The following is a 19605-nucleotide window of genomic DNA, read 5'->3' as shown; positions in this document are numbered from 1 at the left end:
TCAGGCCTGACGAATGCCGGGCGGGTTGCCCTTGAGCGCAGAGGCGCGATAGTCATGGGGATCGAGGCGGCGGATCAGCGCCAGTTGCTCCGGCGTCGGCGCCACGGTCTGCTTGAGGTCGGCGGCCTTGAGCAGCGGGAAACCGGTTTTCTCCTGTACCTCTTCAAAGCTCACGCCCGGATGCAGGGAACGCACCTGCACGGCCCGGTCCGGTCCGCCGAAGTCCATCACACACAGGTCGGTGACGATCAGGCGGATGTCCATCAGGTCGCTGCGCATGCCCTCTTCCCAGCGCTCGGGCTTGAAGCCGACACCCGAGACCATGTCCACTTCCCCGGCGACAAACGCCCGGGTGTTGTGCGACGGCACGAAGAACGAGTTGATATGGTTGATGCTGTTGCCCGGCAAACCGCGCACCCCGAGCATTGCCACCTTGGGCTTTTGGTAGTCGCCAATGCACGACAGGTTGGTCTGGCCCCAGCGGTCGATCTGGGTCGGACCGATCATGGCGTGGCGACGCCCGCCCCACACGCACTCGAACACCCGCTCGAACGACAGATAGCCCGAATAACGCGGTACAAAATCTCCACGCGGCCCCAGGGGGATAGGCTCTTCCACCAGAAATGCCTCGCTGTCGGTCATCAACAGTTCCGGGCTATGGGTCAGTTTGGCCAGGCTCGCGCCCAGGCGCGGGATTACCCCCAGGCCCGAAGCAATCACTTCGCCGTTACCGCGCCAGGCTTCACAGGCGGCCACGATCAACAGTTCAGCCAGGGTAAATTCGCTAGTAGCAGTCATGTCCACACTCCTCAAAACACGGGCAGCGGCAAAGCGCTCAATCGATCGACCCCGCCATTGCTGGCCTGGTAGGCGCTTTCGCCCGGGGTCACAAACTCGGCTACATAACCTTCCCAGCCACCTTCTTCGGCAGCGCTGGCGCTGTAGCGTTTCAAGTGGCTAAGGTCCCAGCCGTAGTCGGACGGGCAGGCTGTCGGATGCGCACCAAAGGGTGCATGCACCACGCCGCTGACCAGATAACGTTCGAAGGTGTTGAAGCGGGCCTGGGCAGCATCCAGGTTCAAGCGCTCCTCGATCCGCTCACAGGAGACAAAGCACTGTTTGGCGGCACGGGCATACAAATGATCGAAATAAGGATCGGGGCCCGTTACCAGGGTATTGCCCAGGCGGTCGGCAACGTTGACGTGCAAAAAGGCGATATCCAGATTCAGCGCCGGCATGGCCAGCAACACCTCGCCATCAGCATAGGGCGACTGCACCTGCTTGATCCCGGGGTTCAGGCGGCTGACATCGGTGGCCAGGCCACAGCGGGTCGGCAAGAACGGCAGACGCATGCCGGCGGCCCGCAGGCCCCATTGCAGCATGCCCTCGTCCAGTTCCATCAGCTCCAGTTCTCCGGCCTCGCGGGCCTTGCGAAAGTAGGCTTCGAGCGGGATGGCATCGAGGGTGGCAAAGCCGAAAATCAGTTTTTTGACCTTGCCGGCAGCGCAGAGCATGCCGACCTCGGGACCGCCATAGGCGACCACGGTGAGATCCTTGACGTCAGAACGCAGGATCTCGCGCACGATCGCCATTGGCTTGCGCCGCGGGCCCCAGCCGCCGAAGCCGATGGTCATGCCGTCGCGCAGTTGGCCGACCACGTCTGCCGCTGTCATTTGCTTGTTCATGTAGTGCTCCTTACGACTGTCCTGCGGAGAAGTCATGGCCCCACAGGCTTACCCGGGTGAATTCAAAAGCGCTGTGGTCCTGCCAATCCACCAGCAAGCCGCCATAGCCATACTCCAGGTCAAAACCTGAAGGGGTTTTCATATAAAAAGAGGTCATGCGGTCATTCAGATGCTGGCCGAGGGTGGCCGACAGCTGTACGTCATGCGCGATGCGCCGGTCATGGGCGCGGCCCACTTCGGTCATCGACTCGACCTCGACCATCACATGCACGCAGCCGGACGGCACCGGGTACTCGGCCAGGGCCAGGCTGTGGTGACGGCTATTTTTGCAATGCAGAAAATGGATGCGGATCGGTGGTGCCGAAGGGTCGGGACGGAAGTTGAAAATATCCGACAGCTCAAAGCCCAGCACATCCTTGGCAAACGCCAGGGTGGCATCGAAATTTGGCGCGGGCAGTACGGTGTGGCCCAGGCCCATATCACCGGTGACAAAACCCGGCACTCCCTGGGGCGAGACAAAGGGCTGGCAATCGGAGCGATGGCCCCAGCTCAATTCATGGCGGTTACCTGAAGGGTCGGTGACGTGCAGCAGTGCTTGCACACCGCGCTGATCGCACTGTTCGGCGCTGCCCAGGCGCCAGTTGACGTCGGCCTGATCCAGCACTTCGATCGCGGCGTTGAAAGCCTTTTCGCCGGCCAGCTCCCAACCGGAAGCCAGATACCGCGACTCACCGCCCGGCACGATAAGCATGCGATACGGACGCTCATCCATCTTCACGTACAAGCCGCCGGCGGGTGCTTCGCTGACCATCATCCCGAGCACGTCTTCGGCGTAACGCTGCCATTGAGCGGGATCTGCAGACTCTGCAACGAAGTAGCTCAAACCACGAATGTCGATCATGTGCCTGCTCCTCAATGCCTGTATTTATTGGCTTGGAGGAGTATGGGAAGGATGGGGGTGGGGTTCATCGTCCGTTGAGACTAAAGCGCTCGGGTGGGGCGCCTTAAACCGGTGGGAGCGGGCTTGCCCGCGATGCAGGCGGCGCGGCGTGTCATTAAAACCGCGTCGATAGCATCGCGGGCAAGCCCGTTCCCACAGGGCATCACATATACAAAATCACCAGTTCATTGATCACCGACGGCCGCTCGCTGCCCAGCACATGGGTATTGAGTTCCAGGGTCAGCTGAGTACCGCTTCTGACCCGCTCTACCCGCTTGACCCGGGCCCGCGCATGGATGGTCGAGCCCGCCGGCACCGGTGCCGGGAAGCGCAGGCGATCCGAACCATAGTTGGCCATATTGGTGAACCCGGTGATCTCATAACCCAGGTTGAGTTTCATCCGTGACTGCAGGATCTGCACCAGCGCACCGTGGGCGATGGTCCCGCCAAACGGGCTTTGCTTGCGCGCACGTTCCGGATCGGTGTGGATCCAGTAATCATCCCCGGATAACTGGGCAAAGCTGTCAATCAGGCCCTGATCGACCACCACCTGGTTGCTCCACGGGCTGAACTCGTCGCTGACCAGCGCCTGCAGGCCCTCTTCGTCATCCAGGGCAATCTGGCGCACTGGCACTGCGGTTTCTGGCACCGGTTGCTCAACCGTACGCAGCGTCTTCAACGCCTCGGCATCCTTGTCCAGCCCGGTAAAACGCAGCAGCCGGTTGCCCTTGGCATCGACCTCGGCAAATACCGGTTGCAGGCGCATGCCCACTTTCACTTCAGACTCGTCCAGCCCGACCAGATTGGTATTGATGCGCACACCCTGATCCAGCTCGACCACCGCCAGTATCTGCGGCATTTCATCGGCAAAGTCCGGCAGGGTCGCGATGCGTGTCACGGTAAAGCTGTACAGCGTCGCGCCACCACTGACTTCACGCCAGGTCAGGGCATGGGTAAAGCACGCCGGGCAGTGCCTGCGCGGATAAAACACCCAGTGGCTGCATCGTTCACATTGCTGAATCAGCAGGCGCTCGGCCTTCAGGCCTTCCCAGAACGGTGCAGAAATCTCGGTCGGAACCGGCATTGGTTTGTTGTTCGACATCGGATTTATGCTCCCTGAAGTATCAATGCGCCCTGCTCACTCATCACCCCACCGGTGCCTGAGACATATACCGTGTCGCAGCGTTTGAGCTGGCGCTCGCCCGCTTCTCCGGCAATTTGCGTCACCGCCTCGATCACCTGGCTCATCCCCCCCGCCGCGCCGGCCTGGCCAAAGCTGAGCTGGCCGCCATGGGTGTTCATCGGAAAATCGCCGCGCCAGGTCAGGTCGTGTTCACGGACAAAGTTCATGCCTTCGCCCTTGGCGCAAAAACCGGCGTCTTCCAGGGTCAGCAAGGCGGTGATGGTGTAGCAGTCGTAAATTTGTGCCGCATCCACATCGGCCGGTTTGAGCCCGGCCATTGCGAATGCGCGCTGCGAGGCAGGCCCGATAGGTGTGTGCAGCATGTCCTGGGCATAGGACGGCGACTTGAACGCCAGGTGCTCGCCGAAGCCGGTGATCCACGACGGCCGCTTGCGCGCCCGTGCTGCCACCTCTTTGGAAGCGATAATCATCGCGGCGCCACCGGCCACCGGCATGACGATTTCCAGTACATGCAGCGGTTCGGCAACTTTTTTACTGGCCAGCACTTGCTCGATGGTCAGCGGCTGGCCGTAAAACATCGCTTCGGGGTTGTACTGCGCATTGGTGCGCTGATCGACCGCGATTTTTGCCAGTGCCCGCGGGTCATAACCATATTGCGCGGCATAGCGCTGGGCGATCATCGCGTAGCCGGTGTTCTGGCCCATATGCCCATACGGCAAGTCGAACTCGGCTTCAGGTGCACCGAACGCTGTGCTGTGGCCGCCAAAGCGCATGGCCCGGGCCATCCAGCTGGCGTCTTCATCCGGGCCCATGGGCGCCATGCGCGCGGGCAGCACACACAGCACCGCCTGGCACAAACCCAGCTCAATCGCAGCGGCAGCGCGCCAGACCATGCCCACCGAGGTACAGCCGCCAAGGTCGACCACTTCGGCAAAATTCAGGCGCAAGCCCAGGTACTCGGCGGCCATGGCCGGGACGAACACTGAGGCTTCATGAAAATGCGGGCCATTGATCACCAGCCCGTCGAGATCCGATGCCTGCAAGCCGGCATCCTGTAACGCCCGGGCCGCCAGGTCAGCCACTTGTTCCAGATGGAACATGCGCGGGGCCGTGGCGTATTTCTCCGGTTTGTACTGAGCGCTGCCAACAATGGCGGCATGACCTTTAAGACCCATGGTTTTCTCTCTTTAAAAGTGCAAATCAGGCCGTTCCGTGGGAGCGGGCTTGCTCGCGCTGGCACCGACGCGGTTCTGCTGCAAAACCTCAGTGCCTGTATCGCGAGCAAGCCCGCTCCCACACAGGGGCAGGCAAGTCGTCAGAACGTGTATTTCATCGAGAACGTGGCGTAGTCACGGTCTGCCAGCGGGCGGTAGATCGGGTCGGGGGAGCCCAGGTACCCGATATACCTGAGCGATACTTCCAGGTTGCCCAGGTATTTGAAGGTGGTACCCGCACTCAGGCGCCTGTCCCCCGCCACCCCGGCAATGGTTCCCGACATCGGTGCCGCACCGCTGAATACGTTGGAGAAGGTGAACGGCACTTCAAGGTCCCAGCCCTGGAATACGCCCGGGTAACTGAACGAGGCGCCCACGGTGTACGCGCTTGAGGAGCGGGTACGCCAGGCCGTGGCCGTTTTGTAGGTGTACTGATCGGACGGTTGCACGGACGGCACCAGCGACGGCAACAGGCCCACACCTTCAAGGTTCGGCGCGGCAGAGGTTTCGTCGGCGTGGTCGGCACGCACCGTGACAAACTCACCGGTCAGGGTGGTCTGGCTGGCCCAGGGGCGGTCCCCCAGGATGCGCATGGCCGACAACTGGAACTGTTGGCCCTTACCCTTGGCCGGCACCGGGCCCAGACCGGTATTGACCATCACCGGAGCACCGTCGCGATAAGACCACTCCGCACCAAGCTGGTACTCGCCAAGCTTGGTGGTGGCACTGATACCGGTGAGTTTGATGTCTTCAAAATATTTGACCCGGTAGCCGTTGGCCTTGTAAGCCAGGCCACCGGGGCCTGCCGGTATCGGGTCCCAGCCCACCAGCGCAGTGGCCGGGTTTTTGTCGTGGTACACAACATGGAACAGCGATACTTCGAGGTCGGTAATCGGCCTGTAGCGGACCTGAGCACCCCACTGGCCGCTGTCGCGCGGCTCGTCGGTGCCCAGGTAAGGCACCTTGTTGGCGCCCATATACAAAAATTCGCGGCCCGGGCCGATCACGTCGGAAGTCGACAAAAAGCTGCCCACCGGCGGCAGTTCGGTGCCCTTCCACTCGTACTGCACATAACCGCCCAGGGTAATTTGCGGGTTGATCCGGTAAGACGCCGAGAACTGCCCCACCGGCAGCAGCACCTCTTTGACCTCAACCCCCGGCTGCGCGGCCTTGACCGCATCGGACGGGTTCTGCACGCCGTTGACGCCAGGGTAGTAAAGGCTCTCGCCCCATGACTCGATATGCCGACCCGCTTTTACGTCGAGCATGGTGTCGTTTTCAAAACGCCAGCCGCCAAACACATAAGCGTCGAGCAGGCGCGTGCGGCCACCGCTGTAGTAGCGGGTGTCACTGGTGAACTCGTCGTTGTCGCCGTATTTGTTGACGGTGGCCGGTGAATCGTTGTCATTCTTGCGGTGATACACATCGTCGTAAAAGGTACTGGCGCGCACCACCGCACCGTAGTTGTCCTTGCGCAGGATCATTTCGCCCAGCGCGCCCACCCGGTTGGTGGTGAGGCTGTGCTGATCAAAGTTGCGGTTCGGATCATCGACGTTGACCCCCATCAACCGGCCGCTGGGATTGCCCAGCCGCGTACCGATGCCATAGCTGGTGGTGACCGACCAATCAATCGTGGTGCCGTCATCGAACTCGATGGTGTCCCCTGCCCACAGCGGGCTGCAGACCAGCGCCACGGCAACGGCCAGGCCACTGGCCTGGAAGTTGTGCGGGCGCTGCCCTGAACAATTATTGTTATTTTTATTGATCACTCTGCCTCTCCTGATTAGCGACTCGGTGGCCGCTTCGATGGGTTCAAGCGTCATTGCGTTGTGTTCAAAGCAACTCAAGCGGGTCGAACTTCACGACTCCTGTCGGGGCCTGTCGATAACGATGCAGCCCTCCTTCTTCCTCACGAACGAGCGCCCCCTCGGCCATAAGGTAATTGGCATGCGCCAACGTCTCGCCTAGCGCCATCAGCTCGTCGAAACGGCCTGACAGTTTCTTGAACAGCACCCCCATCATTTCCAGCCCGGTGCGCGGTTGTTCGCACGCTGCCAGCAACTGCTGCAGGTGCTGGCGATGGTGGTCGCGCAACTGGTCCAGGCGCAGATGCAGGTTGTAAAACGGCCGTTCATGGGCCGGCAGCACCAGTACGTGGTCGGGGATCGTGCGCAACCGTTCGATCGAGTCCAGCCAGTCCCGCAAAGGGTTGGCCTGAGGCTCGCTGACATACACGGCAATGGTGGAAGTGATGCGCGGCAACACCTGGTCGCCGGAGATCAGCAAACCATCGTCCGGCGCATACAGACAGGCGTGTTCCGGTGAATGACCGTTCCCCATCACCACCTCCCAGCGCCGCCCGCCGATGGTCAACTGGCTGCCCTGGTTCAACCGGGTAAACCCCGCCACCAGTTGCGGGCGAAAGTGCTCGCCCTGGATCAGCGGCAGCAACGCCGTCGCGCGCTCGGCGCTGAAGCCGGCCTTTTGATAAAAATCCAGAAACGCCCAGTCCGGTGCCGTCGCTCGCGGCGGGCCATGGTGCAGCGCCTCGAACTCGCCATGGGTCATCAGCACCGGGCAACGAAATCGCTCGGCCAGCCAGCCCACCACACCGGTGTGGTCACTGTGAAAATGGGTGCAAATGACCGCCTTGAGGGGCAAGCCAGCCATGGCTTCGACAAACACCTGCTCCCACACGGCGCGACATTGATCGCTGTTCAGCCCGGTATCCACCGCCACCCAGCCGTCACCGTGACGCAGCAGATACAGGTTGATGTGATCAAGGCCAAACGGCAGCGGCATGCGCAGCCAGAGCACGCCCTCGGCCACCTCCTGCACCTGGCCGCTGGCCGGGGCCTGTGGCCAGGGGTAGCGCAGGCCGTCACGCCATTGATGGCCTTGAGCGTCGAGTTCATTCATGGCCGGCACCTGCAAACGGCAGCAGACCGTTACGGGCCAGCACTTGCAGGGAGTACGGCTGATAGGTGCGGCTACTTTCATCGCGCACAAACAGCGGATCGGCAAACAACTGCGGCGCGTAACCCTGACGCTGCAAATCAACCTTGCGCAGCTTGAAGGTGCTGGTCAGGTCCGCCGCCAGTGTTACCCGTACAAACACCGGCGCGGCATAACGCGGCAAACGGGTTTGCGTCAGCTCATAAAAAGCCTGCGGGTCAAAGCTATGCCCGGGCTGCATCAAGATCGCCGCCATCCCCGCACGGCCTTCGTGTTCAGGTACCTGCACGCCGTACACGTTGATCAGTTCAAGCCCCGGCATATCACTCAGGGTGTCGGCCACTTCCAGGGTTGAGACGTTCTCGCTTTTCCAGCGGAAGGTGTCGCCGATGCGGTCGACAAAATAGAAATAGCCGTCGTCGTCATAACGCAGCAGATCGCCCGAACTCCAGTAGGCATCACCACGTTGAAACACATCGCGGCGGATCTTGCTCTCGCTGGCCGCAGTACTGGTGTACCCCTCGAAACGCCCACCGCCTATCTGCGGGTGATCAACGATAAAGCCCATTGCCTCGCCGATTTCTCCCGGTTGGCACAACTGGTAAAAACCGTTTGCATCCCGCGGATGGCTGTCGCTTTCCACGTCGTAACGCACCAGGCGCAGATTGGTGCGGCTCCAGTCCGGCACGCGACCACAGGAGCCCACATAGTTGTCGACATTGATCAGGTTGGCGTTGGCTTCGGTGGCACCCCAGCCCTCGAACACCTGGATCGGGCCAAAACGCTCCAGCCAGCGCTGCCAGGATTCAGGCGTGAGCCCGGCGCCGAGCATATGGCGCAAACTGTGCTCGCGCTCACCGGTCACCACTGGCTGGTTGAGCAGGTAGCGGCAGATCTCGCCGATGTACTGGAACACGGTAATGCGGTTGCGGCGCACATCCGGCCAGAACTCACGCACGCTGAACTTGCGCCGCAACACAATGCTCGCACCTGCGCGCAGTGCCGTGGACGTCACCGAAGTGGCCGCCGCGCCGTGGTACAGCGGCAGGCAGCAGTAAAATACGTCGTCACAGGTGGCCCCCAGGGTGACTTCCATCACGTCACCCGAGGACAACCAGCGCATATGGCTATAGCGTGCCGCCTTGGGCAGGCCGGTGGTGCCCGAGGTAAATATCAGCAGCGTGGTGGTTTCGGCCGTAATCGCCGCACGCACGTCACGGGCGAAGACCGTGGCCGGGGCAGCGGCGACGTGCTGTTCAAAGTCAATATCGACAATGGCCGGCAGCTCGCCGCCAAAGGGGTTCAGTGCATCGTTGACCAGCCACAGCGGGACATCGGGCAAACCTTGAGTGCCCAGCAGATTGGCCAGGCACTCTTCCCCCACCACCACCGCCCTGGCCGCCGTGGATTGCAAGGCATGCACCAGTGGCTTGCCACTGACCTGGGTGTTGATAAACGCCACCACCACACCGAGCTTGACCAGTCCGAACCAGCTGTAGAAGAACTGCGGACGGTTCTCCATGGCAATCGCGCACACATCCCCGGGGCGCAGACCCTTGGCATAAAACACATGGGCCATGCGATTGGCCTGGGCTTCCACGGCGGCGTAGGTGATACGCTGCTCGCCGTCGATCAAAAAAGGCCGATCGGGGAATGCACGGGCCTGCCCTTCAAGACGGTCGGCCAGGGTATACAGGTCCGCCGGTTTGATCTGGCCGCTGGCCGCAGAACGCAAATCCAGCAGTGCCTGGGTCTGATCACGGGGCACGGGCTGTTGTCTGACTGCCGTCAGAGTGCTGATGCGGGACATGTCGTTCATGGCGCCACCGCCTCGGCCAGCGGGTAATCGCTGTAGCCTTCCGGGCCAGGTGAGTACAGGGTCTTGCGGTCGAAGCGGGCAAGGGGCAAGCCCTTGCGCAAGCGCTCGACCAGGTCCGGGTTGGCAATAAAGTGCCGGGCAAACGACACCGCATCGCCCTGCCCGGCCTGCAGCGCGGCTTGTGCCGATTCGCCGTCAAAACCGTCATTGAGGATCAGGCCGTTGCTGCAATGACGCTGGGCCAGGGCAAAGGCATCCAGTTCCGCCAGCGGTGAGCGCATGATATGCACATAAGCCAGGCCCATCGGCTCGGCGGCCTTGCACAGGGCAACTGCGGTGGCCAGCGGGTCTTCGTCATCGATATCGTTGAACGGATTGCCCGGGCACAGGCGCAAGGCGACACGCCCGGGGCCAATAGCCGAAGCCATCGCTGCCAGCACCTGCTGCGGGAAGCGCACGCGATTTTCAACACTGCCACCGTACTGGTCTTCACGCCGGTTGCTGCCCGAGGCCATGAATTGCATCGGCAGATAACCGCTGGTGCAGTGCAGCTCGACGCCATCAAAACCGGCCTGGCGTGCATTGAGTGCGGCCTGGCGGTAATCTTCGATGACCTGTTCGATGTCGTGCGGCGACAAGGCCTGCGGCTCGTCGGTATCGACCATCCCGGCAGTGTCGGTAAACAGCTGGGTGCGGGCGCGCAAGGCCGACGGCGCTACCGTGGCGGCGCCTGCCGGTTTGTTGTGGGCGCTGGCTGCACGCCCCACATGCATCAGTTGCAGCACAATCAGGCCACCTTCGGCATGCACTGCATCGGTCACGGCTTTCCAGGCGGCAATTTGTGCCGGGGAGTAAATCGCCGGGGTGCGACAGTAGCCCAGGCCACTGGCCGAGGGCGCCGTGCCTTCGGCGACAATCAATCCGGCAGAAGCGCGCTGACGGTAATACTCCACCATCTCGGCCGTCGGCACCCCGTGTTGATCGGCGCGGCTGCGGGTCATGGGCGCCATGACGATACGGTTGGCCAGTTCAAGCTCACCCAGGCGCACGGGTTCAAACAGAATGCTCATGGTATTTCCTCAGCGCACGCGGATTTTCGGTGCGCCAGCCCCACGGCGCAGGGTGGCAAGAAAGTGCTCGAGCGGAGCCGCTGTCGCCACTTGCGGCAGTTGCTCCTTGTCCGGGCGGCTGGCCCAGAACTCGGTCCACGACGGGAACAGATCGTGGAACGTACCGGCGTAGGGTTCGCGCCCCGGCCAGCGCATTTTTTGCGTGCCGATCGGCGGTTTGTTGAGGTCACTGGCGTACCAGTAGCACGGCAGGCGACGGCGGAAATACCAGCGCCCCTGCATGCGCTCATAGTCATCCCAATAGAGCATTTGCATGGTCACCCACTCGGGGCCGGTCTCGTGCTCGTTCTTGGAATACACCACGCCCACGGCATGGTCCGGGTCGGTGAACTCGATCAGGTGCTGGCCCAGGTGATGGGAAGTGCCGTGAAACTGGTCGCGTAACGTGTCGTCGACCCAGGCCTTGAGGTGCGCACGCCCGGTTTTCTCGCGGCCTACGCGAATGTCTTCGGCAAACAGATTGACGTGGGCATCGAGGTCACGCATGTCCAGCGACAACGAATATTTACCAGCCAGCTGGCGGATCTCATCAATCGATTCCAGCCGATCGAGACGGGCTAACAAAGCGCTCTGTTCCATAAAAGGGTCCTTATTCCAATACCGTGTACAGCTCACTGCTGCGTCCGCCATCCACCGGCAGGCAAGCACCGGTGATGTATGAAGCTTCGTCACTGGCCAGGAACAGAATGGCGTTGGCCACTTCCACCGGCTGGCCGACGCGCTTGAGCGGGATCAGTTTTTCGGTATTGGTGCGCGTCTTGTCATCGGTGAGCATGCCTGCCGTGGCCGGTGTCTCGACCACACCCGGGCTGACCACGTTGCAACGGATGTTGTGGCTGGCACCTTCACTGGCCGCAGCGCGGCTGAAGTTGATCACCGCGGCCTTGGCCGCCGAGTAACCGGCCATCCACGGCGTACCGAACTGCCCGCAGATCGAGGCCAGGTTGATGATCGAACCGCTGCCCTGGGCGCGCATCAGGCCCATGGCCGTGCGTGTGCCCCAAAAGGTGCCGTCCACCGTGGTGGCGAAGTTCGAATGCCAGTCAGCGGTCGAGGTGCTGTCAATCGCGCCCCAGCTGTAGGCCATGGCGTTGTTGACCAGAATATCCAGACGGCCGTGGCGCTGTGCCGCCTCGCTGATGGCGCCGACATAAGCGGCTTCATTGCTGACATCGGCCACCGCGCATTCGGCGCGGCCGCCGCTGTCACGGATCTGTGCCGCTACGGCTTGCAGCGGCTCGATGCGTCGCCCGCACAACACCACCAGCGCGCCTTCTTCGGCAAAGCGCAACGCCGTGGCCGCGCCGATGCCTGAACCGGCGCCGCTGATAAAGGCAATTTTGTCTTGTAAACGAGTACCCATGATCTGCTCTCCCATTGCTGTGCGCGGCACTCAGATAAACGCCATGCCGCCGTTGACCGCGAGGTTCTGACCGGTGATGAACGCTGCGTCATCACTGGCCAGAAAGGCCGCGACGCGAGCGATTTCATCGGTTTCACCCATGCGACCCAAGGGGATGGCCTTGAGCATGCTTTGCATCCAGTCGTCCGGGATGTCAGCCATCATCGGCGTGTTGGTCGGGCCGGGAACGATGGTGTTGACCCGTATGCCGTTGCCGGCCAGTTCGCGCGCCATACTGCGGGTCAGGCCCATTACCCCGGCCTTGGCTGCACAGTAATGGCTCGGACCTTCGCCGGTCAGGGCGGCGGTGCTGGAGATATTGATAATCACGCCGGGCGTGGCAGCGGCGAGCATCAGCTTCACCGCTTCTCGGCTGCAGAAAAACGGCCCGGTCAGGTTGACCCCGATCACTCGTTGCCAGTGTTCGTCCGGGGTTTGTGCGAAGGCATCGATGGAGCCGATACCGGCATTATTGACCAGCACATCGAGGCTGCCGAAATGTGCATGCACGGCAGCCATCGCGGTGGCGACCGAGTCGCTGTCAGCGACGTTACAGGACACTGCCAGGGCCTTTTCGCCCAGCCCTTCAATACTTTGACGCGCGGCATCGAGGTTGATGTCGGCGGCGACCACCTTGGCACCCTGCTCGGCAAAGTGACGAACAATCGCTCGTCCCATGCCCTGGCCTGCACCGGTTACAAACGCCACTTTGTTAAGCAATTTCATCCTGTTCTCCCACCTGCCCGAAGTCGGCCCGCCGGTAAGCCCGGACGGTGTATGGGAGCAATCATTGACTGCGGCTAAAAGCTGAACATCGTCCGATGGGACTAAGCAGCTCAAGAGCGGATGACGACCGTAGCAGCTGACGAGCAGCCTAGTTCCTACGGCAGCTGCAGAAACACTGCAACTGTGGGAGCGAGCCTGCTCGCGAAGGTCGTTCGCGAGCAGGCTCGCTCCCACAATAGGGCTTGACCTGCAACAGAGTATCTACAGCTTTCATCCCCAGAGAGATTCTGTGCATGACCGGCTGGTCTAAATGGACGATGTTCCTCCAGCCGGTTCGTGGAATAACTCACTCACTAGAACAAAAACCGGGAGACCCGTCGTGTCCATACCCTTGCGCCCCACCTGGCGAACCCATTACGCACTGGGCGTATTGGCAGCCATCTATATCTTCAACTACATAGACCGGCTGCTGATGGCCATTTTGATCGAACCGGTGAAGGCCGAGTTCGGCATTTCCGATACCGGTATAGGTCTGCTTTCAGGTGTGACCTTTGCCGTGTTCTACACCCTTTTCGGCTTTCCGCTGGGGCGCCTGTCCGATCGGATCGGGCGCAAAAAAGTCATCGCCTTCAGCTGTATTGCCTGGAGCGTCATGACCATTTTCTGCGGCTTTGCCGCCAGCTTTACCATGCTGGTGATCGCCCGGATCGGGGTCGCTATCGGCGAAGCCGGGGGCACCGCGCCGTCAATGGCCATGGTCTCGGACCTCTACCCGCCCGACCGCCGCTCGACCGCCCTGTCGGTATTGATGCTGGGCTCAAGTCTGGGGGCGATTTTCGGCCTCGGTCTGGGCGGCTGGATTGCCCAGCATTACGGCTGGCGTTTCGCTTTTGTGGTGATCGGCGCACCGGGGATTTTGCTCGGCCTGATCCTGCTGTTTACCGTGCGGGCACCCAAGCCGGCGATGCTGGTCAGCCCCAATCTGGTCGCGCAAGACCACTGGCTGGTCACGGTTCGCGAGTTGTTCCAGACACCGTCCTTTCTCTGGCTGGTGTGCACCGGCGGCTCGGCGGCCATTGCCGGTTATGCCATCGGCACCTGGAGCCCGAGCTTCCTGATCCGCTCCCACGGCCTGAGCCTGCAGGACGCGGGCCTGCTGGCCGGGGTCGCAGGCGGTGCCGGGGCAACCATCGGCACCCTGACCTGCGGCATTTTGTGTGATCGCCTGGTGCGTCGCGACAAGGGCTGGCAAATCGGGGTGCCGCTGCTGGGCACGCTGATCAGCATCCCGTTCGGTCTGGCGTATTTCCTCTGGCCAGTGGGCACTGCATTTTATATGGGCAGCACACCCATGCCGACCGCGTTTCTGTTTTATTGCGTATTCAGCTTTTTTGGCACCTGGTGGGCAACGCCCTGCCTGGGCGCCATCTCCCATCTGTTTCCAGCCACCCGCCTGGCCCAGGCCACTGCAATTTTTGTAATGGCCATGACCCTGCTCGGGGTCGGTGTCGGGCCGCTGCTGATCGGCATGCTCAGTGACGGCTTTGCCCATACCCTGGGCAACGAAGGCCTGCGCTATGCCCTGGCTTCCTGTATCTCGCTGCTGGTTCTGGCCTCGGTGTTTCTGGCCATGGCCTTGCCGCGCTACCGCAACCACCTGATGAACAAGACCCCGACCCCAGCACCGCTGGCTGACGCGGCCACTGCCTGACAACTGGAGATTGAGTGATGACCGAACAAGACCTTCCCCTGCCCATCGGCCACTTTGTGACACTGGACAGCGGCCTGCGCCTGCACTTTCTCGACGAGGGCAGCGGCCCGGTCGTATTGTGGTTGCACGGCAGTGGCCCGGGCGCCAGTGGCTACAGCAACTTCAAGGGCAACTATCCGCAGTTTGTGGCTAACGGCTTTCGCAATCTGGTGGTGGATTTGCCGGGCTTCGGCCGCTCCGACAAACCGGAAGATGTGAACTACGACCTGGCGTTCTTCGTCAACGCCATGTCGGGCTTTCTCAAGGCAGTGGGGGTCAAGCGCGCCACCTTGCTCGGCAATTCCCTGGGCGGTGCGATTGCCCTGGGCCTGGCGCTGGCTGAGCCGGAGCGCGTCGAAAAACTGATTCTCATGGCGCCAGGCGGTGTTGAAGAGCGCGAAACCTACTTCAAGATGATCGGCATCCAGCGCATGGTCGAGCTGTATAACGCAGGCCCGCTGGGCATCGAGCAAATGCGCCGGATCATGAGCCTGCAACTGTTCGACACCGCGCTACTGGACGACAACCTGCTGGCCGAGCGCGTGGCCGTGGCCGTGCATCAGCCGCGCAATCTGTTCAGCACCATGATGGTGCCCAACATGACCGAGCGCCTTGAAGAGCTGCAGGCACCGATCCTCGGGTTCTGGGGCACCGACGACAATTTCAACCCCGCATCCGGCGCGCTTAAAGTGCTGACCCACGCTCCCAATGCGCGTTTTATCATGCTCAATCAGTGCGGCCACTGGGTACAGGTCGAACACCGCGACATGTTCAACAAGGCGTGCCTGGAGTTCCTGCGCGGCTAACCGTATACCTGCATGACCTGCGGCTGCCTGCGGGCGGCCGTAGCCCTTCCAGACACCCGCTCGGGCTGAAATAACAATGACAAAATACCCTCAGTTACTGGCACCCGGTCGCATAGGTTCTCTTGAACTGCGCAACCGCATCATCATGGCGCCCATGGGCTCCAACTTCGCCGAGGCCAATGGCCAGTGTGGCGAGCGCATTCAGGCCTATTACGAAGCCCGCGCCCGTGGCGGCGCCGGGCTATTGATCATGGGTGTGTGCTCGGTGGCGTTTCCGGCCGGGACCGCCGAGCCATTCCAGGTCGGCGTTTCCAGCGATGACTTTATCCCCGGTTTGAGCCGGCTCGCCGAGCGCGTCCACCAGCACGGCGCAAAAATTGCCATGCAGTTGCAGCACGCCGGCAAGACGGCAGTGCGCGACATGGCCGAAGGCCGGCAACTATGGGTGCCCTCGGTGCCACCGGTGCTGCAAAGCGACATGATGGCCGCGCTGACGCCCGAAGAACTGGCCAATTTTGTCAGCTCCATGAAGCGTCGCGCCGAAGGCTCACCGATCCGTGTAATGGACAGCGCCGATATCGCGCAGATGATCGAGTGGTTTGCCAGTGCCGCCGACCGCGCCAGGCGAGCGGGTTTCGACGGTGTGGAAATCCATGCGGCCCACGGCTACATCATCGCCGGTTTCCTCTCCGGCTATTACAACCAGCGTGAAGACGAGTACGGCGGCTCGCTGGAGAACCGTGCCCGGCTGCTGCTGCAAATCATCGCTGCAATACGGGCCAAAGTCGGCCATGAATTTGCCGTATGGCTGCGCCTGGATGCCGAAGAACTGCACACCCCCGGCGGCATCAATCTTGAGGATGCCATCGCCGTGGCACGCATGGCCGAGGCGGCAGGTGTAGATGCGGTCAGCGTTTCGGCCACTGCGCGCATCACCAGCGGCGTGGTGTTTACCGAGGCGCCACTGGTGCACAAGCCTGGGGGGTATCTGGAATGGACCGCTGCGCTCAAGCGTAGCGTGCAAGTCCCGGTGATTGCCGTGGGGCGGATCGAGCCGGAGGTCGGTGAAGCCGCCCTCAAGCGCGGCGACTGCGACTTCATTGCCATGGCCCGCAAGTTCCTCGCCGACCCGGACCTGCCCAACAAATTGCTCAACGACCAGGAAGCGAGTATCCGCCCGTGCATTTACTGCTACGTGTGCGTGAGCCAGATTTTTATCAACGAGCGGGTCAAATGCGCGGTCAACCCAATGACCGGCCATGAGTTCGAATACGTCATCGGCCCCACTGCCACACCCAAGCATCTGGTGGTGGTGGGAGCCGGGCCTGCCGGGATGGAAGCCGCACGCATCGCCGCGTTACGCGGCCATCGCGTGACCCTGCTCGAGCGCAGCGACCGCCTCGGTGGCACGTTGTTTTTCGCCGGCCTCGCCTATGCCGAAAACGCCCGCCTGCTGGAAAATCTCAAGGTGCAGGTGCAGCAGTCGGCGATTGATATCCGCCTCAACACCCTGGCCAGCCCTGCCCTGCTGCGCGACCTGGGTGCCGATCAGGTGCTGGTGGCCGTAGGTGCCGAACGTGCGGCACCGGCCATCCCCGGCGCCGATCAGGACCATGTCTGGAGTGGCGACGAACTGCGCCGTTTGATGACGGGTGACCGTGCTGAAGAAATAGCCAAACGCAAACTGTCCTTCACCCAGCGTGCACTGATGAAGGCCGGCAGCCTGACTGGCGTGACTGATAGCCGTGAAGCCATGGAAAAACTGTCGCGGGTGTGGATGCCGCTGGGCAAGCGCGTGACCATTATCGGTGGCGGCCTGGTAGGCCTGGAGCTGGCGGAATTTTTGATTGCCCGCGGACGTCAGGTCACCGTGCTGGAAAGCGGTACTCACCTGGGCCGGGAGCTGGCCATTGTGCGGCGCTGGCGGGTGCTGCATGAAATTCGTGTGCATGGCGGCGAGTTGATCACCGGGGCCAGCGTTACGGCGATCGACGGCCACAGCGTGCGCTATCAACTGGCCGATGGCACTTCGGCGCAGAGTGACGCCGACTCCGTGGTACTTGCCATCGGCGCCCAGCCCGATACCGGACTGCTCGACGAACTGACCCGAGCGGGGTTGAGCGCCAGCAGCATCGGCGACTGCCACAGTATCGGTTATATCGAAGGCGCAATCAGCGCCGGGCACAAAGCCGGACGCGAGGCCTAGCGGTTCATCTGTGGGAGCGGGCTTGCTCGCGATGCAGGCGGCGCGGTATAGCGGTTGAACCGCGTCGATGCCATCGCGAGCAAGCCCGCTCCCACAACCGCGATTACCAGGTTCTTTCCAACAAGCTGTCGAACATCGCCTGGGCCGCCGACGAAAGCTCATGGCCTGGCTTGGTCAAAACGCCAATGGCCCGCTCCACCACCGGCTCATGCAAGGTGATGCAGCAGGCTCCCAGCTCACGCATCTGTTCGGCACACAGGGCCGGCACCACGCTCACGCCCAGCCCGCTGGCGACCATGCGGCCCACCGTGGCCAACTGATGGCTTTCAAATTCAACCGGCAATTTCATCTGCCGCGCCTGCAAGTGTTCTTCCAGCAGCACCCTCACCGCAGACGGTCGTTGCAGAGTGATAAAGGGCTGTTCCAGCAGGGTCTGCCAGTCGATCAAGTCAAGCCCGGCCAGTGCCGAGTCACGGGGCACCACGGCTACAAAACGGTCCAGATACAGCGGGGTGAACGTCAGCGACGAAGCGCCTGCCGGCTCGAAGGCCACACCCAGCTCCACCTCCCGGTCACGCACCATCTCCAGTACCTGCTCGTTGATCACATCGTTGACCGTGACGTTGACCTTGGGATGCCGCGCGCGAAAATTTTTCACAATGGCCGGCAGCAAGTTGCCCGAAAACGACGGGATGGCGGCCAGGGTGACGCGCCCGCGCTGCAGGGTGAAGCGCTGGCGCATTTGGTCTTCGACATTGTCCCAGTCAGCAATCAAACGCCGGGCCAGCGGCAACAGCGACTCGCCCTCCGGGGTCAGGGCGACATTGCGCGTGGTGCGACTGAACAATCGCCCGCCCAGGCCCTGTTCCAGCGCCTTGATGGTCAGGCTCAGGGCCGACTGCGACAAATGCAGACGTTCGCAGGCCACGGCAAAACTCAGGCTTTGGGCCACCGCAAGAAAGGCACGGATTTGTTTTACGGTCATGGCCAGGCCTCAGGCTTATTGATTTGTTTTATCTATTAATCCGACGCAAAAATCAACTTATCAAATCAATGATACGCAGTAACACTCATCACCAATGGCTGAGCACAGCCGGCGAACAATAAAAGAGGTGCATATGGCAGGTTTCGACAAGCGTGTGGCGTCCTATGAAGAAGCTCTGGCCGGGCTCAAGGATGGCATGACCGTGATCTCTGGCGGCTTTGGCCTGTGCGGCATCCCGGAGAACCTGATCAACGAGATAAAGCGCCAGGGCATCAGTGACCTGACCGTGGTATCCAACAACTGCGGAGTCGACGGTTTCGGCCTTGGCGTACTGCTGCAAGACCGTCAGATCCGCAAGGTCATTGCCTCGTACGTCGGTGAAAACGCCCTGTTCGAAAAACAGTTGCTCAGCGGCGAAATTGAAGTGGAGCTGACCCCGCAAGGTACGCTCGCGGAAAAAATGCGCGCCGGCGGTGCCGGTATCCCGGCGTTTTTCACCGCTACCGGGGTCGGCACCCCGGTCGCCGACGGCAAGGAAACCCGTGAATTCAAAGGGCGTACCTATTTGATGGAAGAGTCCATCACCGGCGATTTTGCCATTGTCAAAGGCTGGAAAGCCGATCACTTCGGCAACGTGATTTATCGCCACACCGCGCAGAACTTCAACCCCCTGGCCGCCACGGCCGGCAGGATCACCGTGGTCGAAGTCGAAGAAATCGTCGAGCCCGGCGAACTGGACCCGACGCAGATCCACACTCCCGGCATCTACGTCGACCGGATCATTTGCGGCACGTTTGAAAAACGCATCGAACAGCTCACCGAGCGCGACTGATCCTCAGCCCC

General features: G+C 61.7%; 17 protein-coding genes. 4 read left to right on the top strand and 13 right to left on the bottom strand.

The window, feature by feature from the left end:
- From V6L81_RS13895 to V6L81_RS13840, 12 genes are all read right to left on the bottom strand, one after another.
- Entirely contained in the window at nucleotides 1-798 is a 798-nt protein-coding gene (locus V6L81_RS13895) for a CoA-transferase subunit beta (RefSeq protein ID WP_095000414.1), read from the bottom strand.
- 11 nt (nucleotides 799-809) lie between these two features.
- Nucleotides 810-1685, bottom strand: a complete 876-nt coding sequence (locus V6L81_RS13890) for a CoA transferase subunit A (protein WP_095000415.1) — start codon at nucleotides 1683-1685, stop codon at nucleotides 810-812.
- Nucleotides 1686-1695: 10 nt separating this feature from the next.
- Nucleotides 1696-2586 (bottom strand): VOC family protein, encoded by an 891-nt coding sequence (locus V6L81_RS13885; RefSeq protein WP_338660045.1) that lies wholly within the window; start codon nucleotides 2584-2586, stop codon nucleotides 1696-1698.
- A gap of 202 nt (nucleotides 2587-2788) precedes the next feature.
- The gene (locus tag V6L81_RS13880; RefSeq protein WP_338660044.1) at nucleotides 2789-3727 is read right to left on the bottom strand and encodes an OB-fold domain-containing protein; all 939 of its coding nucleotides are present in this window, start codon (nucleotides 3725-3727) and stop codon (nucleotides 2789-2791) included.
- 5 nt (nucleotides 3728-3732) lie between these two features.
- A complete protein-coding gene (locus tag V6L81_RS13875; protein ID WP_095018040.1) occupies nucleotides 3733-4944 on the bottom strand; it encodes a thiolase family protein in 1212 nt (403 codons plus the stop codon).
- A 140-nt stretch (nucleotides 4945-5084) separates the two neighbouring features.
- Nucleotides 5085-6752, bottom strand: a complete 1668-nt coding sequence (locus tag V6L81_RS13870) for a DUF1302 domain-containing protein (RefSeq protein ID WP_095023571.1) — start codon at nucleotides 6750-6752, stop codon at nucleotides 5085-5087.
- A 64-nt stretch (nucleotides 6753-6816) separates the two neighbouring features.
- Entirely contained in the window at nucleotides 6817-7902 is a 1086-nt protein-coding gene (locus V6L81_RS13865) for an MBL fold metallo-hydrolase (RefSeq protein WP_153379326.1), read from the bottom strand.
- A complete protein-coding gene (locus tag V6L81_RS13860) occupies nucleotides 7895-9757 on the bottom strand; it encodes a long-chain-acyl-CoA synthetase (protein WP_338660043.1) in 1863 nt (620 codons plus the stop codon). The genes V6L81_RS13865 and V6L81_RS13860 overlap by 8 nt, the downstream gene beginning before the upstream one ends.
- Nucleotides 9754-10827 carry an alkene reductase gene (locus V6L81_RS13855; RefSeq protein WP_095000422.1) on the bottom strand — a complete coding sequence of 358 codons (1074 nt, stop codon included), beginning with the start codon at nucleotides 10825-10827 and terminating at the stop codon, nucleotides 9754-9756. Before V6L81_RS13855 ends, V6L81_RS13860 begins: the two co-directional genes overlap by 4 nt.
- Before the next feature lie 9 nt (nucleotides 10828-10836).
- Nucleotides 10837-11466, bottom strand: coding sequence for a nuclear transport factor 2 family protein (locus V6L81_RS13850; RefSeq protein ID WP_095000423.1), 630 nt, complete (start codon nucleotides 11464-11466; stop codon nucleotides 10837-10839).
- A gap of 10 nt (nucleotides 11467-11476) precedes the next feature.
- The gene (locus V6L81_RS13845; RefSeq protein WP_095020040.1) at nucleotides 11477-12250 is read right to left on the bottom strand and encodes an SDR family NAD(P)-dependent oxidoreductase; all 774 of its coding nucleotides are present in this window, start codon (nucleotides 12248-12250) and stop codon (nucleotides 11477-11479) included.
- A 30-nt stretch (nucleotides 12251-12280) separates the two neighbouring features.
- Nucleotides 12281-13015, bottom strand: coding sequence for an SDR family NAD(P)-dependent oxidoreductase (locus V6L81_RS13840; protein ID WP_095000425.1), 735 nt, complete (start codon nucleotides 13013-13015; stop codon nucleotides 12281-12283).
- A gap of 379 nt (nucleotides 13016-13394) precedes the next feature.
- Between V6L81_RS13840 and V6L81_RS13835 the strand changes: the two genes are divergently transcribed.
- The 3 genes from V6L81_RS13835 (at nucleotide 13395) to V6L81_RS13825 (ending at nucleotide 17777) form a co-directional block, all read left to right on the top strand.
- Nucleotides 13395-14726: an MFS transporter gene (locus V6L81_RS13835; protein ID WP_095020041.1), complete on the top strand. Its 1332-nt coding sequence runs from the start codon at nucleotides 13395-13397 to the stop codon at nucleotides 14724-14726.
- A 17-nt stretch (nucleotides 14727-14743) separates the two neighbouring features.
- Nucleotides 14744-15571, top strand: coding sequence for an alpha/beta fold hydrolase (locus tag V6L81_RS13830; RefSeq protein WP_095000427.1), 828 nt, complete (start codon nucleotides 14744-14746; stop codon nucleotides 15569-15571).
- Between the two features lie 76 nt (nucleotides 15572-15647).
- Nucleotides 15648-17777 carry an FAD-dependent oxidoreductase gene (locus tag V6L81_RS13825; RefSeq protein WP_095018046.1) on the top strand — a complete coding sequence of 710 codons (2130 nt, stop codon included), beginning with the start codon at nucleotides 15648-15650 and terminating at the stop codon, nucleotides 17775-17777.
- A gap of 103 nt (nucleotides 17778-17880) precedes the next feature.
- Here the strand turns inward: V6L81_RS13825 and V6L81_RS13820 are convergent, their stop codons facing one another.
- The gene (locus V6L81_RS13820; protein WP_095000429.1) at nucleotides 17881-18762 is read right to left on the bottom strand and encodes a LysR family transcriptional regulator; all 882 of its coding nucleotides are present in this window, start codon (nucleotides 18760-18762) and stop codon (nucleotides 17881-17883) included.
- Between the two features lie 133 nt (nucleotides 18763-18895).
- On the opposite strand from V6L81_RS13820, the gene V6L81_RS13815 reads away from it, so the two are divergent.
- Nucleotides 18896-19594, top strand: a complete 699-nt coding sequence (locus tag V6L81_RS13815; RefSeq protein WP_095000430.1) for a CoA transferase subunit A — start codon at nucleotides 18896-18898, stop codon at nucleotides 19592-19594.
- The last annotated feature ends 11 nt before the right edge of the window (nucleotides 19595-19605 follow it).

This window comes from Pseudomonas bubulae (assembly GCF_037023725.1).
Taxonomy (GTDB): domain Bacteria; phylum Pseudomonadota; class Gammaproteobacteria; order Pseudomonadales; family Pseudomonadaceae; genus Aquipseudomonas; species Aquipseudomonas bubulae.
Note: the sequence above shows the minus strand (reverse complement) of the source record. Positions and strands in the feature narration are given on the sequence as shown.